This window comes from Nocardioides ginkgobilobae (genome assembly GCF_054781275.1).
Genome location: NZ_BAAGUS010000012.1, coordinates 31,141 through 48,551, shown reverse-complemented (window position 1 = coordinate 48,551; position 17,411 = coordinate 31,141). Strand labels below are relative to the sequence as shown.

Annotated in this window: 12 protein-coding genes; 9 read left to right on the top strand and 3 right to left on the bottom strand. The window is 73.9% G+C overall.

Going from position 1 to position 17,411, the window contains the following annotated elements; all coding sequences use genetic code 11:
• The first annotated feature begins 94 nt into the window (after positions 1 to 94).
• Positions 95 to 3,397: an immune inhibitor A domain-containing protein gene (locus tag ACYVID_RS12295; RefSeq protein WP_460737409.1), complete on the top strand. Its 3,303-nt coding sequence runs from the start codon at positions 95 to 97 to the stop codon at positions 3,395 to 3,397.
• Between the two features lie 78 nt (positions 3,398 to 3,475).
• Here ACYVID_RS12295 and ACYVID_RS12290 read toward each other — a convergent pair whose 3' ends face one another.
• Positions 3,476 to 3,940 (bottom strand): SRPBCC family protein, encoded by a 465-nt coding sequence (locus tag ACYVID_RS12290; RefSeq protein ID WP_460737407.1) that lies wholly within the window; start codon positions 3,938 to 3,940, stop codon positions 3,476 to 3,478.
• 78 nt (positions 3,941 to 4,018) lie between these two features.
• Entirely contained in the window at positions 4,019 to 5,467 is a 1,449-nt protein-coding gene (locus ACYVID_RS12285) for a CCA tRNA nucleotidyltransferase (protein ID WP_460737405.1), read from the bottom strand.
• Between the two features lie 188 nt (positions 5,468 to 5,655).
• Between ACYVID_RS12285 and ACYVID_RS12280 the strand changes: the two genes are divergently transcribed.
• The 7 genes from ACYVID_RS12280 (at position 5,656) to trxA (ending at position 15,126) form a co-directional block, all read left to right on the top strand.
• The gene (locus tag ACYVID_RS12280) at positions 5,656 to 8,076 is read left to right on the top strand and encodes a DUF6049 family protein (protein ID WP_460737403.1); all 2,421 of its coding nucleotides are present in this window, start codon (positions 5,656 to 5,658) and stop codon (positions 8,074 to 8,076) included.
• A 10-nt stretch (positions 8,077 to 8,086) separates the two neighbouring features.
• Complete coding sequence (gene murJ, locus ACYVID_RS12275; protein ID WP_460737401.1) at positions 8,087 to 9,754, top strand: murein biosynthesis integral membrane protein MurJ; 1,668 nt, start codon at positions 8,087 to 8,089, stop codon at positions 9,752 to 9,754.
• Between the two features lie 141 nt (positions 9,755 to 9,895).
• Positions 9,896 to 11,794: a protein kinase family protein gene (locus ACYVID_RS12270; RefSeq protein ID WP_460737399.1), complete on the top strand. Its 1,899-nt coding sequence runs from the start codon at positions 9,896 to 9,898 to the stop codon at positions 11,792 to 11,794.
• Entirely contained in the window at positions 11,791 to 12,558 is a 768-nt protein-coding gene (sigM, locus tag ACYVID_RS12265; RefSeq protein ID WP_460737397.1) for an RNA polymerase sigma factor SigM, read from the top strand. Before ACYVID_RS12270 ends, sigM begins: the two co-directional genes overlap by 4 nt.
• Before the next feature lie 159 nt (positions 12,559 to 12,717).
• Entirely contained in the window at positions 12,718 to 13,563 is an 846-nt protein-coding gene (locus ACYVID_RS12260) for a hypothetical protein (RefSeq protein ID WP_460737395.1), read from the top strand.
• A 164-nt stretch (positions 13,564 to 13,727) separates the two neighbouring features.
• Complete coding sequence (gene trxB / locus ACYVID_RS12255; RefSeq protein WP_460737393.1) at positions 13,728 to 14,717, top strand: thioredoxin-disulfide reductase; 990 nt, start codon at positions 13,728 to 13,730, stop codon at positions 14,715 to 14,717.
• 82 nt (positions 14,718 to 14,799) lie between these two features.
• Positions 14,800 to 15,126 (top strand): thioredoxin, encoded by a 327-nt coding sequence (trxA, locus tag ACYVID_RS12250; RefSeq protein WP_300640182.1) that lies wholly within the window; start codon positions 14,800 to 14,802, stop codon positions 15,124 to 15,126.
• 106 nt (positions 15,127 to 15,232) lie between these two features.
• Here trxA and ACYVID_RS12245 read toward each other — a convergent pair whose 3' ends face one another.
• Positions 15,233 to 15,901 carry a GNAT family N-acetyltransferase gene (locus ACYVID_RS12245; RefSeq protein WP_460737390.1) on the bottom strand — a complete coding sequence of 223 codons (669 nt, stop codon included), beginning with the start codon at positions 15,899 to 15,901 and terminating at the stop codon, positions 15,233 to 15,235.
• A 123-nt stretch (positions 15,902 to 16,024) separates the two neighbouring features.
• Between ACYVID_RS12245 and ACYVID_RS12240 the strand changes: the two genes are divergently transcribed.
• Positions 16,025 to 17,350, top strand: coding sequence for an aminotransferase-like domain-containing protein (locus tag ACYVID_RS12240; protein ID WP_460737388.1), 1,326 nt, complete (start codon positions 16,025 to 16,027; stop codon positions 17,348 to 17,350).
• Positions 17,351 to 17,411: the final 61 nt, after the last annotated feature.

Sequence of the window (17,411 nt, the reverse complement as noted above, 5' to 3'; positions counted from 1 at the left end):
GGCACCCGTCGTTGGCCATCGGGGCCTGCGGGATCCGCGGGTCCCGCTCCCAGGCCGCCCGACCCACGGCGGCCGCACCCACCCGAAGGCCGACATGCCCACCTCCCTCCGCGCCCGCGTCGTACGCCGCGGGCTCACCGCCGGCCTCGCGCTGGCCGTGCTCTCCGGGGCCGCCGCCCCGCTCGCCCTCTCCCCGGCCGCCGCCGAGCAGGCCCGGGACGAGGGCTCGCTGCTCTCCACCCTCGACGACCGGCTGCTGACAGTCGCCTTCGACGACCTCGACGAGGTCGTGCCCGGCCAGGACCTCGAGGTCACCGGGACGGTCTCGACCGTGACCCGGTCCCGGCTCGGCCTGCCCGACACCGGCGTCCCGGCCTCCTTCACCCTGCAGCTCGTCGACGCGCAGGGCCGGGTGCTCGCGGACCAGGACGTCGTGGCCGGGCCCGACGGCTCGTTCGGCACCACGGTCCCGGCCGGGCTGCTCGAGCGCGTGGACGCCACCGACGGGGCCGTCTCGCTGGCCGTGCGCGCCGTCGACGCGTCGTACGCCGGGTTCGCGGCCGAGGACGCCGGCGCCCGCGCCGTCACGGTCGCCTCCCGCGCGACGGGGCTGCGCCTGGAGAACTCCTTCGTCTCCTCCGTCGGCTGGGTCAAGCCCGGCGAGCGCTACCCCTCGACCGTCACCGTCACCAACCCCACCGGCAAGACGCTGCCCGGCGGCACCGTGACCGTCTCGGCACCGCAGGGCACCAGGTTCCTGACCAGCCGCGGGCCCGGCACCCACAGCACCAGCGCCCGCACCATCCGCTGGTCGGTCCCGAGCCTGCGCAAGGGCGCCGAGGCCCGCCTGGTCGTGGAGTCCCGCGCGGCCACCACCCGCGAGCTGCCGACCGTGGTGTGGCGCGACCTGTCCACGCGCGCCACCCTCACCTCCGGGGGTCGCACCTCCACCTCCACCAGCCACGGCCCCAAGGTGATCCCGCCGGCCGAGCGCTTCGACACCGCCCGCTACGGCGACCGGCCCTTCCCCGTCGTCCCGGTGCAGTACGTCGACCGCACCTACGTCGAGGGACACACCGGCGAGCAGCTGGAGAAGGTGATCAACTCCCCGCGGCTCGCGGGCTCGACCTTCAACCTCTTCCAGGAGATGTCGCTGGGACAGCTCTTCCCCAACGGCACCGTCCCGTCCGCCGGCATCGCGACCGCGGACTTCGACTACGAGCCCGGCTTCCCGCTCTACCGGACCGACCCCGGCAGCCTGAACACCTGCACCGGCGTCACCTTCGGCGACCTCGGCGAGGCGGCCCTGGGCACCCCGCTCTACCCCGAGCGGATCACCAACGGGGTCTACAACCTGCCCGGCACCACGCAGTACTACGGCGCCGACGCCAACGGCTCGGCGGTCATCGGCGCGCTCGGCGGCGTCGCCGCCCTGCAGCAGATCGACAGCGGCTGCGGCCCCACCGGCAAGCTCGTCGCGGACGCGGTCGTGCTGGCCGACCCGGAGATCGACTACTCCGACTTCGACACCGACAAGGACGGCCTGGTCGACTTCTTCATGGCCGTCTTCGCCGGCTGCGGCGGCAACGGCGCCAGCCAGCTCGGCGCCTGCTCGGAGGCGCCGTCCGACGCCGCGCCGTACGACAACATCTGGCCGCACTCCTCCTCGCTGGAGTCCTACTTCACCGACCCCGAGACCGGCCTGACCGGCATCACCACCGACGACCAGCTGAAGGACCTCGAGGGCCGGCCGCTCTGGTACACCACGAAGGCGCGCAAGCAGATGACCACGCGCAACACCGGCAAGGACCTCAAGGTCTTCGTGCGCGTCGGTCCCTACAACGTCAACCCCGAGACCGCCATCGACGCCGCCTCGGTGATCTCCCACGAGTACGGCCACTCCCTGGGCCTGCCGGACTTCTACTCCCTCGGCGGGCGCGAGACCTACGGCGACTGGAACCTCATGGCCACCGACAAGAGCCAGAACATGGACGCCTTCAGCCGCCAGGAGCTCGGCTGGGTCGTGCCCGAGGTGCTCCAGCCGGGCAGCAAGCGGACCGTCCGCGGCTTCAAGGACTCCAAGCAGGACACCGGTCGCATCACCTGGCGCACCCCGGCGGGCAAGCCCTACACCCTGGTGCACGGCCGCGACGGCATCGTGCGCAACTCCGAGATGTACGTCGCCAAGCTGCCCGGTCGCACGCTGATCGAGGAGTCGGTCTTCGACTCCGGTGACGGCGCGAGCAAGCGCTCCGCGTGGTTTTCCGGGTCCGGCAACGACTTCGGCTGCGCCACCGACGGGGGCGGCAAGAACCTCGACATCTCGCTGCCGGGAGCCTCCAAGCTCCCTGCGGGCACGACGATCAACGCCCGGTTCAAGTCCTTCTGGGACATCGAGTGGGACTACGACTACGGCTTCGTGCTGACCTCCACCGACGGCAAGGACTTCGTCTCGCACCCCTCGGAGAACGGCTACACGACGTCCAACCTCGACCCCACGCAGGGCAACCCCAACCAGAACGGCTGCCAGGCGGCGTACGACAACGGCATCACGGGTACCTCCGGCTCCTACCAGGCCGGCACCGAGATCGTGGACCGCAAGGCGGGCAACACCCCCAGCCCGGTCTTCCTCGCCGACAGCTACGACGTCTCCGACCTGGTCGGCGCCACGACGCCGGTCCTGCGGTTCAGCTACTCCACCGACCCGGGCCTGGCCCGGCCGGGCTGGTTCATCGACGACCTCGAGGTCACCGCGACCCTGCCCGACGGCACGAAGCGGAAGCTGTTCGCCAGCAGCTTCGAGAAGACCGGTGGTCCCGACGACCCGCAGGTCTTCCCCGGTGGCTGCAAGAGCGACGGTCCCGGCTCGTGCACGCTGGCGTGGAACTACGTGAAGGCCGGCCAGGAGGCCGACTTCGACCACGCCTACTACCTGGAGATGCGCGACCGGTCGGGCTTCGACCTGGACGGCAAGGGACAGATCGACCGTGACCCGATCACGTTCGAGCCGGGCCTGTCGCTGACCTACACCGACGAGGCGCACGGCTACGGCAACGCGGGCACCGACAACCCGCCGGCCCAGCACGTGCTCGACTCGGTGCCCGAGCCGGGCAACGACACCCCGAACCTCGCCGATGCGGCGTTCAAGGCCGGCGGGGGGCGCAGCACCTTCTCCGACTTCGGCAAGGGGTGGGTCGACAACTACTCCGACCCGAGCCGGCAGGCCAAGGACGCGGAGGCCACGACCGACTGGCTCTTCGACTACCGCTGCCTGTCGTTCAAGGTGCTGTCGATGACGGGCGACTCCGAGGGCCCCTCGAGGTCGGACGGTGACCTCACCGGCACCGTCGCCTTCACCCTCGGCAAGGGCTGCGGCCGCTACGACTACGGCTACTGACCTCTGCCGCTGACAGCGAACCGCCCCGTCCTCGCAGGAGGACCGGGCGGTTCGTCGTACGGCGAGGGCGCGGGAGCCTCAGCGCTCCGCGGCGGCCTTGATCCGCTCCAGCGTGGTCTGCATGCCCGAGCGCATCTCGGCGGTGAAACCGTCCATGCCGCCCAGGACCACCTTGGTCAGGCCCTTGGAGAGCGCCGAGATGCCCTCGGGGGTCTCGCGCCGGTGGGTGACCTTCGTGCGGGCGCCGCCGTCGAGGGGCTCGAGCTGGTAGGACCACACGGTCTTGTTCTCCGCGACCCGGAACGCCAGGTCGGAGTGGGGGGTGCAGCGCACCACCTTGGCGGTCGTGGGCCAGCGCTTCCAGCCCTGCTGGTTGAGGTTGACCATCCGCGCGCCCACCTTGACCTCGCCGCCGATGACCTTGGTGGACACGACCTGGTCGCTCCACTCCCGCATCCGCGGCAGGTCGGCGATGAGGGCCCACACCTGGGCCGGTGCGGCATCGATCTCGAGGGAGGCGCTGAGCTCGTCGGGAGTCGTCATGCGCGGGACCGTACCGCCGGTACGCCGTCCGCGGCAGGGTGGCCCGACGCGTGGTCAGGGTCTCGCGGCGAGCGAGGCTCAGCCCCGGGCGGCCCACCAGGAGCGCAGCTCCTCCGTGGCGCGCTCCTCGCCCAGCGGCCCGTGGTCCATCCGCAGCTCGAGCAGGTGGCGGTACGCCTCGCCGACCTCGCGACCCGGACCGAGCCCGAGGACCTCCATGATCTGGTTGCCGTCGAGGTCGGGCCGCATGGCGGCCAGCTCCTCCTGCTCGGCGAGGACGGCGATCCGGGCCTCGAGGTCGTCGTAGGTGCGCCGCAGCCGGTCGGCCTTGCGCTTGTTGCGCGTGGTGCAGTCGGCCCGGGTGAGGACGTGCAGCCGTTCGAGCTGGTCCCCCGCGTCGCGGACGTAGCGTCGTACCGCCGAGTCGGTCCACTCCCCGCTGCCGTAGCCGTGGAAGCGCAGGTGCAGCTCGACCAAGGAGGACACGGCGTCGATCTCGTCGTTGGAGAAGCGCAGCGCCTTCATCCGCTTGCGGGTCAGCTTGGCGCCCACCACGTCGTGGTGGTGGAAGGTCACGGTGCCGTCGTCGAGGAAGCGCCGGGTGCGCGGCTTGCCGACGTCGTGCATGAGCGCGGCGAAGCGGGACACGAAGTCGGGTCCGCCACCGAGCCGGTCCTCCAGGTCGATCGCCTGCTCGAGCACGGTGAGGGTGTGCTCGTAGACGTCCTTGTGCCGGTGGTGCTCGTCGCGCTCCAGGGCCAGCGCCGGCAGCTCGGGCAGCACCCGCTGCGCGAGGCCGGTCTCGACGAGCAGCGCCAGCCCGCGGCGCGGCCACGGTGCACACACCAGCTTGACCAGCTCGTCGCGCACCCGCTCGGCGGAGATGATGTCGATCCGCTCGGCCATGGCGGTCATCGCCGCAACCACGCCGGGATCCACCTCGAAGCCGAGCTGCGCGGCGAACCGGGCCGCGCGCATCATCCGCAGCGGGTCGTCGGAGAAGGAGTCCTCGGGGGTGCCGGGCGTGCGGATCACCCGGTGGGCCAGGTCGACGACACCGCCGTACGGGTCCTCGATCTCGCGGGAGGGCAGCCGCACGGCCATGGCGTTGACGGTGAAGTCGCGCCGGCCCAGGTCGCCGACCAGGTCGTCGCCGTAGGACACCTCGGGCTTGCGCGACGTCGGGTCGTAGGCCTCGGCGCGGTAGGTGGTGATCTCGACCTGCCAGTCCCCGTGGCGGCAGCCGATGGTGCCGAAGTCGCGCCCGACGTCCCACAGCGCGTCGGCCCAGCCGTGGAGCAGCCGCTCGGTCTGCTCGGGGCGCGCGGAGGTGGTGAAGTCCAGGTCGTGGTGGTGGCGCCCGAGCATCGCGTCGCGGACCGGGCCGCCGACCAGGGCCAGCTCGTGGCCGGCGTCGGCGAAGCGGCGCCCGAGCTCGTCGATCACGGGGGCCAGCCGGTCGAGCTCCTCGGCCACCGCGCGCTGCACCTCGACGATGCTGAGGGGAGCCGGATCTGCGGGGGACACGGGCGAGCAGTCTAGGGCGTCGGTCGGGGGTCCCGACGAATGCCGGCGACCGGCCAGGAGAGTCCGGGCGACGGGCCGGGCCACGTGCAGGGCGACGGCCGGAGGAGCGCGGGGCACCGGGCGTGACCAGGGACACGGCCGCGGCCCGGCGCGCAGGGGCGGATGGGCGCAGCAACTATCCTCGGCGGGTGGTCCCCCGGTCGTCGACGCCTGTCCTGCGCGGGCTCGCGACCCTCGTGGGTGCCGGCGTCCTGGCGCTCTCGACGCTGCCCGGAGCCGTCGGCGCGACCACGTCGGGCAGCGGTCCGTCGACCGACGGCGGGCTGCGCGCCGCAGCTGCCGCCCCGGCGACGACAGCGCCCGCGAACGCCCTGGCCACCACCCGGCGCACCATCGACCGCGAGCCGCTGGAGCCCCTCCACGTGACCATCGAGGAGCTGACCCCCGGCGAGATCCCGGGCGTCGGCACGGTCGAGGTCAGTGGGACGGTCACCAACGTCGACGACGAGACCTGGACGACGCTCAACCTCTATCCCGTCATCGGCGACGCCCCCATGACCACGGCCGCCGAGCTCCGCGCGGCCCGACGCAGCGACCCGCTCGGCTTCGTCGGCGAGCGCGTCACCGACCCGGGTCCGTACGCCGTCGTCGACCGCCTCGAACCCGGCGCCACCGCGTCGTACTCCTTCACCGTGGCCCGCTCGCGCCTCGGCGTGACCGAGCGCGGGGTGTACTGGTTCGCCGTGCACGTGCTCGGCCAGGACACCGCGGGTCGCGACTCGACCGCCGACGGCCGCGCCCGCACGTTCCTGCCGCTGGTCGACCAGCCGCCCGCGCAGGGCCGGCGCCCCGACGGCGCGACCGTGGTCGAGCCGGTGCCCGTCGCGGTCGTCGTGCCGATCCGCCGCCGGGTGCTGCACCGCGCCGACGGCAGCCTCGCCGAGACCCAGGAGTGGATCGAGGATCTCGGACCGGGCGGCACCCTCGGGCGGCTCGTGGACTCCGCAGCGGCCGCCGGCGGGTCGCCGCTGACCTGGCTGGTCGATCCCGCCCTCACCACGGCCGCGGCCCAGCTGGCCGCCGGCAACCCGCCCCGCTCGATCGAGCCGACCGTCGACCCGGCGACCGGCGAGGAGGAGCCGCCCGAGCCCACCGGGACCGACGGCTCCCCGAGCGGCAGCACGAGCACCGATGCGTCCGAGGACACCACCGGGAGCGGCGACGGCTCCGGGAGCCCGGACGGCTCGGCCGGCGCGGACGACTCGGACGACTCGGGGTCGCCCAGCCCCTCGACGAGCCTGGTGCCCGAGCCGGTGGACCCCGAGGACCTCGACCCCGAGGCCCGGGCCGCCGCCCGGGTCGCCACCGACTGGCTGGACGACCTCACGGCAGCGCTGAGCGGCACCCAGCAGGTGCTGGCCCTGCCCTTCGGCGACCTCGACGTCTCCGGCGCCGCCGAGCGCGCCCCCGAGCTGTACGCCCGAGCCCGCCAGCTGGGTGGCGCCACCCTGCCCGGGCTACCCGAGGCGGAGGTCGCCACCGAGCCGGGCATCTCCTCACCGCTGGGCTACCTCGACGCCGACGCGGTCGCGATGGCCTCCTCCGACGAGACGCTGCTCCTCACCGACCTCGAGGTCGGCATCGGTGCCGACGGGACCGCCCCGGCGCTGGCCTCCGTCGACGGGCGCACGGTCGTGGTCGCCTCCTCCGGGGCCGCCCAGGGCGGACCGGGTCCGGGTCGGCGCCTGAGCACCGTCTCGGTGCGCCAGCGCATCCTGAGCGAGGCGGCCGTGCGGTTCCTCCAGGACGAGCCCGAGCCGCTGGTCGTGGTGCTGCCCCCCGGCTGGTCGCCCGACGACCCCGAGGCGCTGCTGCCGCCCCTGGACACCACCTGGGTCGACCTCGACACCGTCTCCGACGCGGTCGCGGGCGAGGAGCCGACCGAGGTCGACCCCGCGACCCTGAACTACCCCGGCTCCCAGGAGGTCGCCGAGCTGAGCCCCGCGATGGTCCGGGCCGTCGAGGACCAGATCGCCGCCGGCGAGGTGCTGGAGGAGGTGCTCACCCTCAACGACCAGGTCGGCGACGTGCTGGCCGGCGAGGCGCTCGCCGCGGCGTCGTACACCACCCGTCCCGTGCGCAGGACCGCCCGCGCTTCGGTCGAGGCGGCGACCGCGCACGTGCGCGGGCTGCTGGAGCAGGTCGGCGTGAGCACCCCGCCCGGGGTGACCCTCTCCAGCCTCAGCGGTCGGCTCCCCGTCACCGTCGTCAACGACCTCGACCAGCCGGTGACGGTGCGTCTCGACGCGCAGTCCGACCTGCCGATGTCGCTCACCGTGCCCGACGAGATCGAGGTCGGTGCCGGTGGCCGGGCGTCGGTGCTGCTCGAGGCGAGCACCAGCCGTCAGGCCGTCCACAACGTGTCGCTGCTGGTCACCTCGCCCTCCGGCGAGCCCCTCGGCGCGCGCGCCGAGCTGCCGATCCGCTCGGCGCAGGTCAGCAACGTCATCTGGCTGATCATGGGCAGCGGCGCGGTCCTGCTCTTCGGGATGATCGGCCTGCGCCTGGTGCGACGCGTGCGCGAGGCCCGCCGCACGGCGGGCCCGTGAGGCCGCGACGGTGAGCGGTCAGGCGCCCCCGGCGGAGGACCCGGGCGAGGAGCAGCGCTCGATCCTCTCCAGCTCCGCAGTGATGGCCGCGGGCACGACCTTCTCCCGGCTCTCGGGCTTCATCCGCTCGATCCTGCTGGCCGCGGCCCTGGGCAACCTGGTGCACGCCGACGTGTTCACGATCGCCAACACGATCCCGAACATGCTCTACATCCTGCTGGCCGGCGGCGTCTTCAACGCCGTGCTCGTGCCGCAGCTGGTGCGGGCGATGTCGCACGACCCCGATGGGGGCGAGGCCTACACCAACCGGGTCGTCACCCTCGCCGCACTCTTCCTGGCGGCTGTGACCCTGGTGCTCGTCGCCGCCGCACCCTGGGTCGTCGACCTCTACACCTCCGACACCTGGCCGCCGGACGCGCTGGGCTCCACCGTGGCCTTCGCCCGGCTGTGCCTGCCGCAGGTCTTCTTCTACGGGATGTTCGTGCTGGTCGGGCAGATCCTCAACAGCCGCCAGCGCTTCGGGCCGATGATGTGGGCGCCGATCGCCAACAACGTCATCTCGGTGACGACCCTCGTGGTCTACCTCGTGGTGTTCGGGGCGGCCACGCAGGCCGAGCAGCGCGGCGGCTTCACCACCGGCCAGGAGCTGCTGCTCGGCATCGGCTCCACGCTCGGCATCGCCGTGCAGCTGCTCGTGCTGCTGCCCTACCTGCGCGCCGCCGGCTTCCGCTACCGCCCCCGCTTCGACTTCCGCGACACCGGGCTCGGCCACACGCTGCGACTCGGCACCTGGACGGTGCTGTTCGTCGTGGTCAACCAGCTGGCCTACACGGTGGTCGTGCGGCTGGCCTCGACCGGCACCGGGGCCGAGGAGGCCGACGGCACCGGCTACACCGTCTACTCCTCGGCGTTCCTCATCGTGATGGTGCCGCACTCGGTCATCACCGTCTCGCTGGCGACCGCGATCCTGCCGCGGCTCTCCCGGGCCGCGGCCGACGGCGACCTGGCCCGGCTCGGCTCGACGCTGTCCTCGACCATGCGCACCGCCCTGGTGGTGATGGTCCCGTTCGCCGCCCTGCTGCCGCTCCTGGCTCCGGAGCTGGCTCGACTGCTGCTGGGCTACGGCGCCGCGGCCGCCACGGTCGACAACTACGTCCCGACGCTGGCGCTCTTCGGTCCCGCCATCCTCTTCTTCACGGTCCACTACCTCGTGCTGCGCGGGTTCTACGCCCTGGAGCAGACCCGCACGGTCTTCCTCAACCAGTGCGCGGTCGCGGCCACCAACGTCGCTGTCGCGGTCGCGGTGGTGACGACCACCGGTCCGGCGTGGACCTCGCCGGGCCTGGTGGTGGCGTACGCCGCGGCGTACCTCGTCGGCGCGGTGCTGTCCTACCGCGTGCTCTCGCGCCGGCTCGGCGGCCTCGACGGCGCCCGGCTGCTGCGGTTCGCGGTGCGCATCGTCCTGGTGGTGGCGCTCTCGACGGCGCTGGCCTGGGCGGTCCACCTGGGCCTGGACGCCGTGGCGGGCGAGGAGCCCCCGTTGCCCGGGCGGGCGTGGTCGGCCGTGGTGGTCGCGGTCGTGGGCGGGGTGGACGTGCTCGCCTTCCTCGCGCTGGCCCGGGCGTTCCGGGTGCGTGAGGTCACCGCCGTCCTGTCGCTGGTCACCCGACGCTCGTGAGCGCCCCGTCCGCCCCGTCCGCTCCGGTGACCGGGGACCGGCCGACCCGTCCCGCCACACGGCGGACGCGACCGCCCTACGATGGCCCCCGAGCCACCTGACCGACCTGACCCACCCGAACCAGCCGCCCCAGGGAGCCGCGTGCCCGCCTCGATCCGGCCCGGAGACGTCCTCGCGGACCGGTACCGCCTGGTCGACCTGCTGAGCGAGAGCGGGGACGGCCGGTTCTGGCGAGCCCACGACCGGGTGCTGGAGCGGCACGTGGCGCTCCACGTCATCAGCGCCGACGACCCGCGGGCCGAGGGGCTGCTCGCCGCGGCGCGTCGCTCGGCGACGGTGCTCGACCCGCACATCCTGCGGGTGCTCGACGCCGAGCGCAGCGCCGGTCTCTGCTACGTCGTCAACGAGTGGGGCTCGGGCACGTCGCTCGACATCATGCTCGCCACCGGCGGGCCGCTCGCGCCGCGACGGGCCGCCTGGCTGGTGGGCGAGGTCGCCGCAGCGTGCTCCGTCGCCCACGCCGCAGGCGTCCCCCACGGTCGGCTCAACCCCGAGAACCTCCTCGTCGACACCTCCGGGGCCGTCCGGGTCATCGGCTGGTCGGTCGACGCTGCCCTGCACGGGTGCTCCGAGGGCAGCGCCGAGGGCGACGTCGTCGACCTCGCCGGCCTGCTGTACGCCGCGCTCACAGGTCGCTGGGCCGGTCGCTCCGGCTCCGCGGTGCCGCCGGCCCCCACGGACCACGACCGGGTCCTACGGCCCCGGCAGGTGCGCGCCGGCATCCCCCGCGAGCTGGACACCCTCTGCGATGAGGTCCTCCACCCGCGTCCCGGCGGCGACGTGCCGGCCTCCCGGCTCCGCGAGGCGCTGGAGGAGTTCGTCGGCGACCCGGTCGGCATCCAGGAGTCGATGGTCTCCCGGCTGGTCAGCCGCGGCCACGAGACCGTCGTGCTGCCGCAGGTCCCGGAGTTCGCCGTGCGCGACCCGCACGCCGACACCACCGCACCCCCGTCGCCGGTCGCGGCGAGCACGGCGTCCGACGAGGCGCCCGACCCGGCCCCCGACCGGGCCCCCGACGGGAGGACCGACGACGGCCCGCCCGCTGAGGCGACCGGCGAGGTCACCCAGGCCGAGCTGCCGGGGTTCCTCGCCGACCCCGAGGCCCGCCCGGCCAGCCCGCCGCCGCCGTTCGAGGAGCCCCCGGCTCGTCCGCTCTTCGCGCCCGACCCGCCCGAGGGCGCCCCGGTACGCCGCAGCCGGGTCCCCGCGCCGAGCACCGGCTCGGCGTCGTACTGGCCGTGGGACACCGACGCCGGACACCACACGGGTCACCCGGGCCACTCGGGCTACCCGACCGGCGCGCACGGCTTGGTGGACACCGGCTGGCCCACCGGCACCGGCCCCGTGGTCGAGGACGAGGTGCCCGGGCGCAACACCTTCCGGCTCGCCGCCGTGCTGCTCGCCGCGATGGTGGTCCTGGTGGCGGTCGTCGTGGCCTTCAACCTCGGTCGGGGTCGGACCCCGCTCGGCACCGTCCCGGAGGAGCGGCGCTCGGCCTCCCCCACCGACCGCGCCTCCGCGGCTCCGGCCCGACCCCTCGACGTCGCCGGGGTCGCCGACCTCGACCCCCAGGGCGAGGACGGCGAGGAGAACCCCGAGAGCCTGCCGCTGGTCGTCGACGGGGACGACGCCACGACCTGGCGCACCGCGACCTACCTGCAGGACTTCGGGCCGGCCGGCCTGAAGACCGGCGTCGGCCTGGTGCTGGACCTCGGGAACAGCCAGGAGGTGCGCGCCGTGGACCTCCAGCTGGTCGGCGCGCCGACCGAGGTCTCGCTCTTCCTCACCGAGCAGGCGCCCGTGGGCGACCCCGTCGCCGGCGGGCTCGAGCCGGTCGCCCAGGTCGCCGGCGGACCCGAGGAGACCGTGGAGCTCGACGGGCCGACCCAGGGTCGCTACGTGACCGTCTGGTTCACCGGCCTGCCCCAGGTCCCCGACGGCTGGCGGGCCGAGGTCGCCGAGATCACGGTGCGCGGATGAGCGTCCCGGTCCAGCCCGAGGGCGCCCCGCTGCCCGGGGCCGAGGACGCGGACCCCGCTCCGGCGGACGGCACCCACGGGCCCGGCCCCACCGACTGGTCGACCCGCGAGGACCGCGAGCTGCTGGCCGCCCACGTCGCCGGCGAGTCCGGGGCCTTCGGGGAGCTCTTCGGACGGCACCGCGACCGGCTCTGGGCCGTCGCGCTGCGCACCACCGGCAACCCCGAGGACGCCGCCGACGGCCTCCAGGACGCCATGGTCTCGGCCTACCGCCGGGCGGCCTCCTTCCGCGGCGACTCCGCCGTCACCACCTGGCTGCACCGCGTCGTCGTCAACGCCTGCCTCGACCGGCTCCGCGCGGCCAAGGTGCGTCGCACGCACCCCCTGCCCGACGACGTCGACGACCACCCCGTCGCCGGTCGCGCCCCCGGGGACGCCCCCGAGCAGCCGGACGCGGCCTCGGTCCGGTCCGAGGAGCGACGCGCCGTGCTCGCCGCCCTGGCCGCGCTGCCGGCCGAGCAGCGCGCCGCGGTGGTGCTGGTCGACATGGAGGGCTACCCCGTCGCGGAGGCGGCGCGGATCCTCGACTGCCCGGTCGGCACCGTGAAGTCCCGCTGCTCCCGCGCGCGGGCCCGGCTCGCGGTCGTCCTGGCCCCGCTGCTGCGCGACACCGAGCCGGGTGAGGTGGACCACCCCACGACCGGGAACCCCGTCGCCGGCCCGCACGTCGGACCCTCGGAAGCCCGGGCACCACCGGTGCCCTGAGGCGATCCGCACCCGCTCGATGCACACCCGAGGGGACCGCCCCCGACCGACGTACGCCGTCGGGGTCCGCCCCGGGGCAGCACCACCCGCCGCAGGCGGGGCACCACCGCAGCACCAGCACCACCCATCCCCCGCACCCTGACCAGAGGAGCACCCGCCGTGAGCGAGGAGCTGAGCCCGGCCGACGAGGCGCGCCTACGACGGCTGCTGGGCCGTGCGCGCCACGACGAGCCGGTCCCCGAGGACGTCGCCGCGCGGCTCGACGACGTCCTCGCCCGACTCGACGGCGAGGCGTCCCCGCACGACCTGCACGACGACCTGGACGGCTACGCCGCAGCAGCGCGCGCTGCCGGCGCGCCCCGCCCGGCCGCGCCAGCGCGCCGACCGCGCCGCGGCCTGACCCTGCTCGTCGCCGCCGCCGCGGTGGTCGTGGCGGGAGTGGGCGTGGACGCGGTCGTCGACCGCACCGAGAGCGGAGGGGACGCGGCGGCGACCTCGGAGGTGGCCGCCGACGGCGAGCTCGCCGACCCGAGCGAGGGCCGGGCCAGCGACGAGGACCTGGCCGAGATGGAGGCGGAGGAGCAGGCCGAGGCGTACGCGCTGGACGCCTCCCCCGAGGCGGCGACCGACGGCGGCGCGGCAGCCGGCTCGATGTCGGCCTTCGCGGACGGCCTCCTGGCCCTGGGCGGTCGCCTCGTGGAGGTCGACGAGCGCAGCTTCGCCGACGTCGCCGAGCGGTTGCAGCGACGCCTCGACGGTGCGGGTCGCACCGCCGCCCGGACGCAGGGACCCGAGCTCCTGCGGGACGCCGCTCCTCGCGTGCAGCGCGAGTGGCAGGGCTGCACCCCGCCCGAGGTCGGCCCCGGCACCCCCGTCGCCGTGGTGTACGACGGGTCGCCGGCCGTCCTGGTGCTGCGCCCGGTCGAGGGCGCCACCCAGGTGGCCGCGCTCCTGCAGTGCGGCACCGGCGAGGTCCTGCGCTCGGTCACCCTGCCCGTGCCCTGACCCCCGAACCGGCACTTCCGAACCCCCGACCACGGTGCGCCCGCGGGCGTCCCCGGGCGCTGGAATGCCGCTCGCCTACGATCGGTTCCACCTCTGTGCGGGCCGTCCGGCGCCGCGCACCGACCGACCGTCATCGTCCGCCCTCGAGGCGGGGAAGGACTCGCATGTCCGACGACATCCGCAACGTGATCATCATCGGCTCTGGCCCCTCCGGGTACACCGCTGCCGTCTACGCCGCCCGGGCCAGCCTCCACCCGCTGGTCTTCGAGGGGTCGGTCACCGCGGGAGGTGCGCTGATGAACACCACGGAGGTCGAGAACTTCCCCGGCTTCCGCGACGGCATCATGGGCCCGGCCCTCATGGACGAGATGCGCGCGCAGGCCGAGCGCTTCGGCGCCGAGCTGGTCGCCGACGACGTCGTCGAGGTCGAGCTGACCAGCGACGTGAAGGTCGTGCGCACCGCCACCGGTGAGTTCCGTGCGCGCTCGGTGATCCTGGCGACGGGCTCGGGCTACCGCAAGCTCGACCTGCCCAACGAGGACGCGCTGTCGGGCCGCGGCGTCTCGTGGTGCGCCACCTGCGACGGCTTCTTCTTCCGCGAGCAGCACATCGCCGTGGTCGGCGGCGGCGACTCCGCGGTCGAGGAGGCGACCTTCCTGACTCGTTTCGGGTCCAAGGTGTCCCTCATCGTGCGCCGCGACGAGCTGCGCGCCTCCAAGATCATGCAGGAGCGCGCCTTCGCCGACCCCAAGCTGGAGATCATCTGGAACTCCAAGGTCGCCGAGATCGTCGGCGAGGACCGCCTCGAGAAGGTCGTGCTCGAGGACACCGTCACCGGCGAGCGCTCCGACCTCCCGGCCACGGGCCTGTTCATCGCGATCGGCCACGACCCGCGCTCGGAATTGCTGCACGGCCAGGTCGACCTCGACGCAGGAGGCTACGTGCTGGTCGACCACCCCTCGACCATGACCAACCTGCCGGGCGTCTTCGCCTGCGGCGACCTGGTCGACCACCACTACCGCCAGGCCATCACCGCCGCCGGCACCGGCTGCGCGGCCGCCCTCGACGCCGAGCGCTACCTCGGCGAGCTCGAGCACGTCACCTCCAGCACCACCGAGGCCGCCGAGCGCGCCCAGGCCGAGATCAACGCCTGAGCAGCCCCTGGGAACACCGCCGCCGAGTGCGGTGTTCACCCCGCACGACCCACCCAGCAGTACTGACGAAGGGAGCCCAGTCGTGGGCAACATCGCCGCCGTCACCGACGCCGAGTTCGAGGCGCAGGTGCTCAAGTCCGACAAGCCGGTCCTCGTGGACTTCTGGGCCGAGTGGTGCGGCCCGTGCCGCCAGGTCGCCCCGATCCTGGAGGAGATCGCCGCCGCGCACGGCGACAAGATCACCTTCCTGAAGATGAACGTCGACGAGAACCCCGTGACGCCGAGCTCCTACCGCGTCACCGGCATCCCGACGATCAACGTCTACCAGGGCGGCGAGGTCGTGAAGTCGATCGTCGGCGCCCGCCCCAAGGCGACCCTGCTCAACGAGCTGGCCGACTACACGGCCTGAGGGGGACGCGCCAGCGGACTCCTCGATCGGTGGTCGAGCAAGTGGCACGGCTGAGCTTGCGAAGCCGTGACCCGCGTGTCGAGACCCCCGCCTGATCTCCGAAGCATCACCGCACGTCCCCGTCGTCCCTCCGGACGACGGGGACTGCTGCTTCCGGGGCGGGTGAGGGTCGCACTACCCCGACCAGCCGCTCCAGGGCGGCCTCCACCTCGTCCATCCACGTGACCGTGCTCCGCAGGTCCATCCGCACCCGGGGCACCACCGGGTGGGCCCGGTGCGTGCGGAACCCGGTGCGCAGCCAGAAGTCGACCGGCGCGGTGCAGGCGGGCGCGCCCGGGCCGCGGCGACCGAAGGCCTCGATCGCCCGGACCCCGCCGCGCGCCACGAGGTCCCGGGCCGTCGCCTGCACCAGCAACCGGCCCAGGCCGTGGCGGCGCAGGTCCGGCCGCACCCAGATGTCCGCGACCAGCACCGCATCGGGCGAGGCCGGTGTGGTCGGCACGGCCGCTGCCCCGGGCAGGAACGCAGGCGGGGCGTAGAGCACCAGCCCCACCGGCTCGGCGTCCAGGACGACCGCCCGCCCGCACGAGCCCCACTCCCGGAGCAGCTCGGACACCCAGGCGTCCTTGGCCTCCACGCGGGACCCCAGGTCGGGGCCGAGCCGTTCCCGGCGTACGGCGTCGACGGCCCAGCACAGGCACGCCCGGCACGGGGCCTCGTCCGGCGACAGCCGGTCGAGCAGGTCCAGCGTGAGCGGCACGACCCGACGTCCCACGGTGCACCTCCGCAGCCTCTGCTCCATCCGGGGCGGAGGTGAGGACCGCCACACCCCCACGACCCGCCCAGCACCCGGCCAGCGCGTGCGTGCGGGTGCCTCATCGTTCATGCTAGAGGGATCATGGACAGCACCCCTGCGCGCTCGCACGCCCGTCTCGACTCCTTCGTCGACCGGTACGCCGCGCGCACGGCAGGCATGACGGCCTCGGAGATCCGGGCCCTCTTCGCGGTCGCCTCCCGGCCGGAGGTGGTCTCGCTGGCGGGCGGGATGCCCAACATCACCGGGCTGCCGCTGGACGTGGTCGGGCACGCCATCAACGACCTGGTGCTGCAACACGGGCCGGTGGCGATGCAGTACGGCTCGGGCCAGGGCGTGCCGGAGCTGCGCGAGCAGATCGCCGAGGTGATGCGGCTGGAGGGCATCGAGGCCCATCCCGACGACGTGGTCGTGACGGTCGGCTCCCAGCAGGCGGTGGACCTGGTGACGCGGATCTTCTGCGACCCCGGCGACGTCGTGATCTGCGAGGCGCCGTCGTACGTCGGTGCGCTGGGCGTCTTCCGCGCCTACCAGGCCGAGGTCGTGCACGCCGAGATGGACGCCCACGGGCTGGTCCCTGAGGCGCTCGAGCAGGCGATCGCCGCCACCAAGCGCGCCGGGCGCCGGATCAAGTTCCTCTACACGATCCCGAACTTCCACAACCCCGCCGGCGTGACGATGTCGCTGGAGCGACGCTCGCGGGTCCTGGAGATCTGTCGGCGCGAGGGCGTGCTGGTCCTCGAGGACAACCCCTACGGCCTGCTCGGGTTCGACCAGGAGCCGCTGCGCGCGATGCGTGCCGACGACGCCGACAACGTCATCTACCTCGGGTCCTTCTCCAAGACCTTCGCCCCCGGCTTCCGGGTCGGCTGGGCGCTCGCACCGCACCCCGTGCGCGAGAAGCTCGTGCTGGCCCAGGAGTCCGCGACCCTCTGCCCGCCGCAGTTCTCGCAGATGGCGATCTCGGCGTACCTCTCCGCCCATGACTGGCAGGGGCAGATCAAGCAGTTCCGGGAGATGTACCGCGAGCGCCGCGACGCGATGGTCTCCGCCCTCGACGACCTGATGCCCGCCGGCTGCCGCTGGAACGTCCCCGACGGCGGCTTCTACGTCTGGCTGACCCTCCCGCCGGGCATCGACGCGAAGGCGATGCTGCCGCGCGCCGTGACCGCCCGCGTCGCCTACGTGCCGGGCACCGCCTTCTTCGCCGACGGCTACGGCTCGGGGGCCATGCGGCTGTCCTTCTGCTACCCCACCCCCGAGCGCATCCGTGAGGGCGTACGCCGCCTGGCCGGTGTGCTCGAGGACGAGATCGAGCTGCGGGCGACCTTCGGCGCGTCGCTGGAGCACGAGATCTCCGAGCGCGGGCTCGCCGCGGGGTACGACGCTCCCGGCACGGACGTCAACTGACGCTCGGGCCACCCCTTCCTCGACCCTGCCCGTCGTTTCCCGCCCGCCGGCGGCTGGCCGG

Bases quoted from the DNA above. Each gene is read 5' to 3' on its own strand.
- ACYVID_RS12295 (WP_460737409.1), top strand. From the start codon at position 95: ATGCCCACCTCCCTCCGCGCCCGCGTCGTACGCCGCGGGCTCACCGCC.
- ACYVID_RS12290 (WP_460737407.1), bottom strand. From the start codon at position 3,940: ATGACGACTCCCGACGAGCTCAGCGCCTCCCTCGAGATCGATGCCGCA.
- sigM (WP_460737397.1), top strand. From the start codon at position 11,791: ATGAGCGTCCCGGTCCAGCCCGAGGGCGCCCCGCTGCCCGGGGCCGAG.
- trxB (WP_460737393.1), top strand. From the start codon at position 13,728: ATGTCCGACGACATCCGCAACGTGATCATCATCGGCTCTGGCCCCTCC.
- ACYVID_RS12240 (WP_460737388.1), top strand. From the start codon at position 16,025: ATGGACAGCACCCCTGCGCGCTCGCACGCCCGTCTCGACTCCTTCGTC.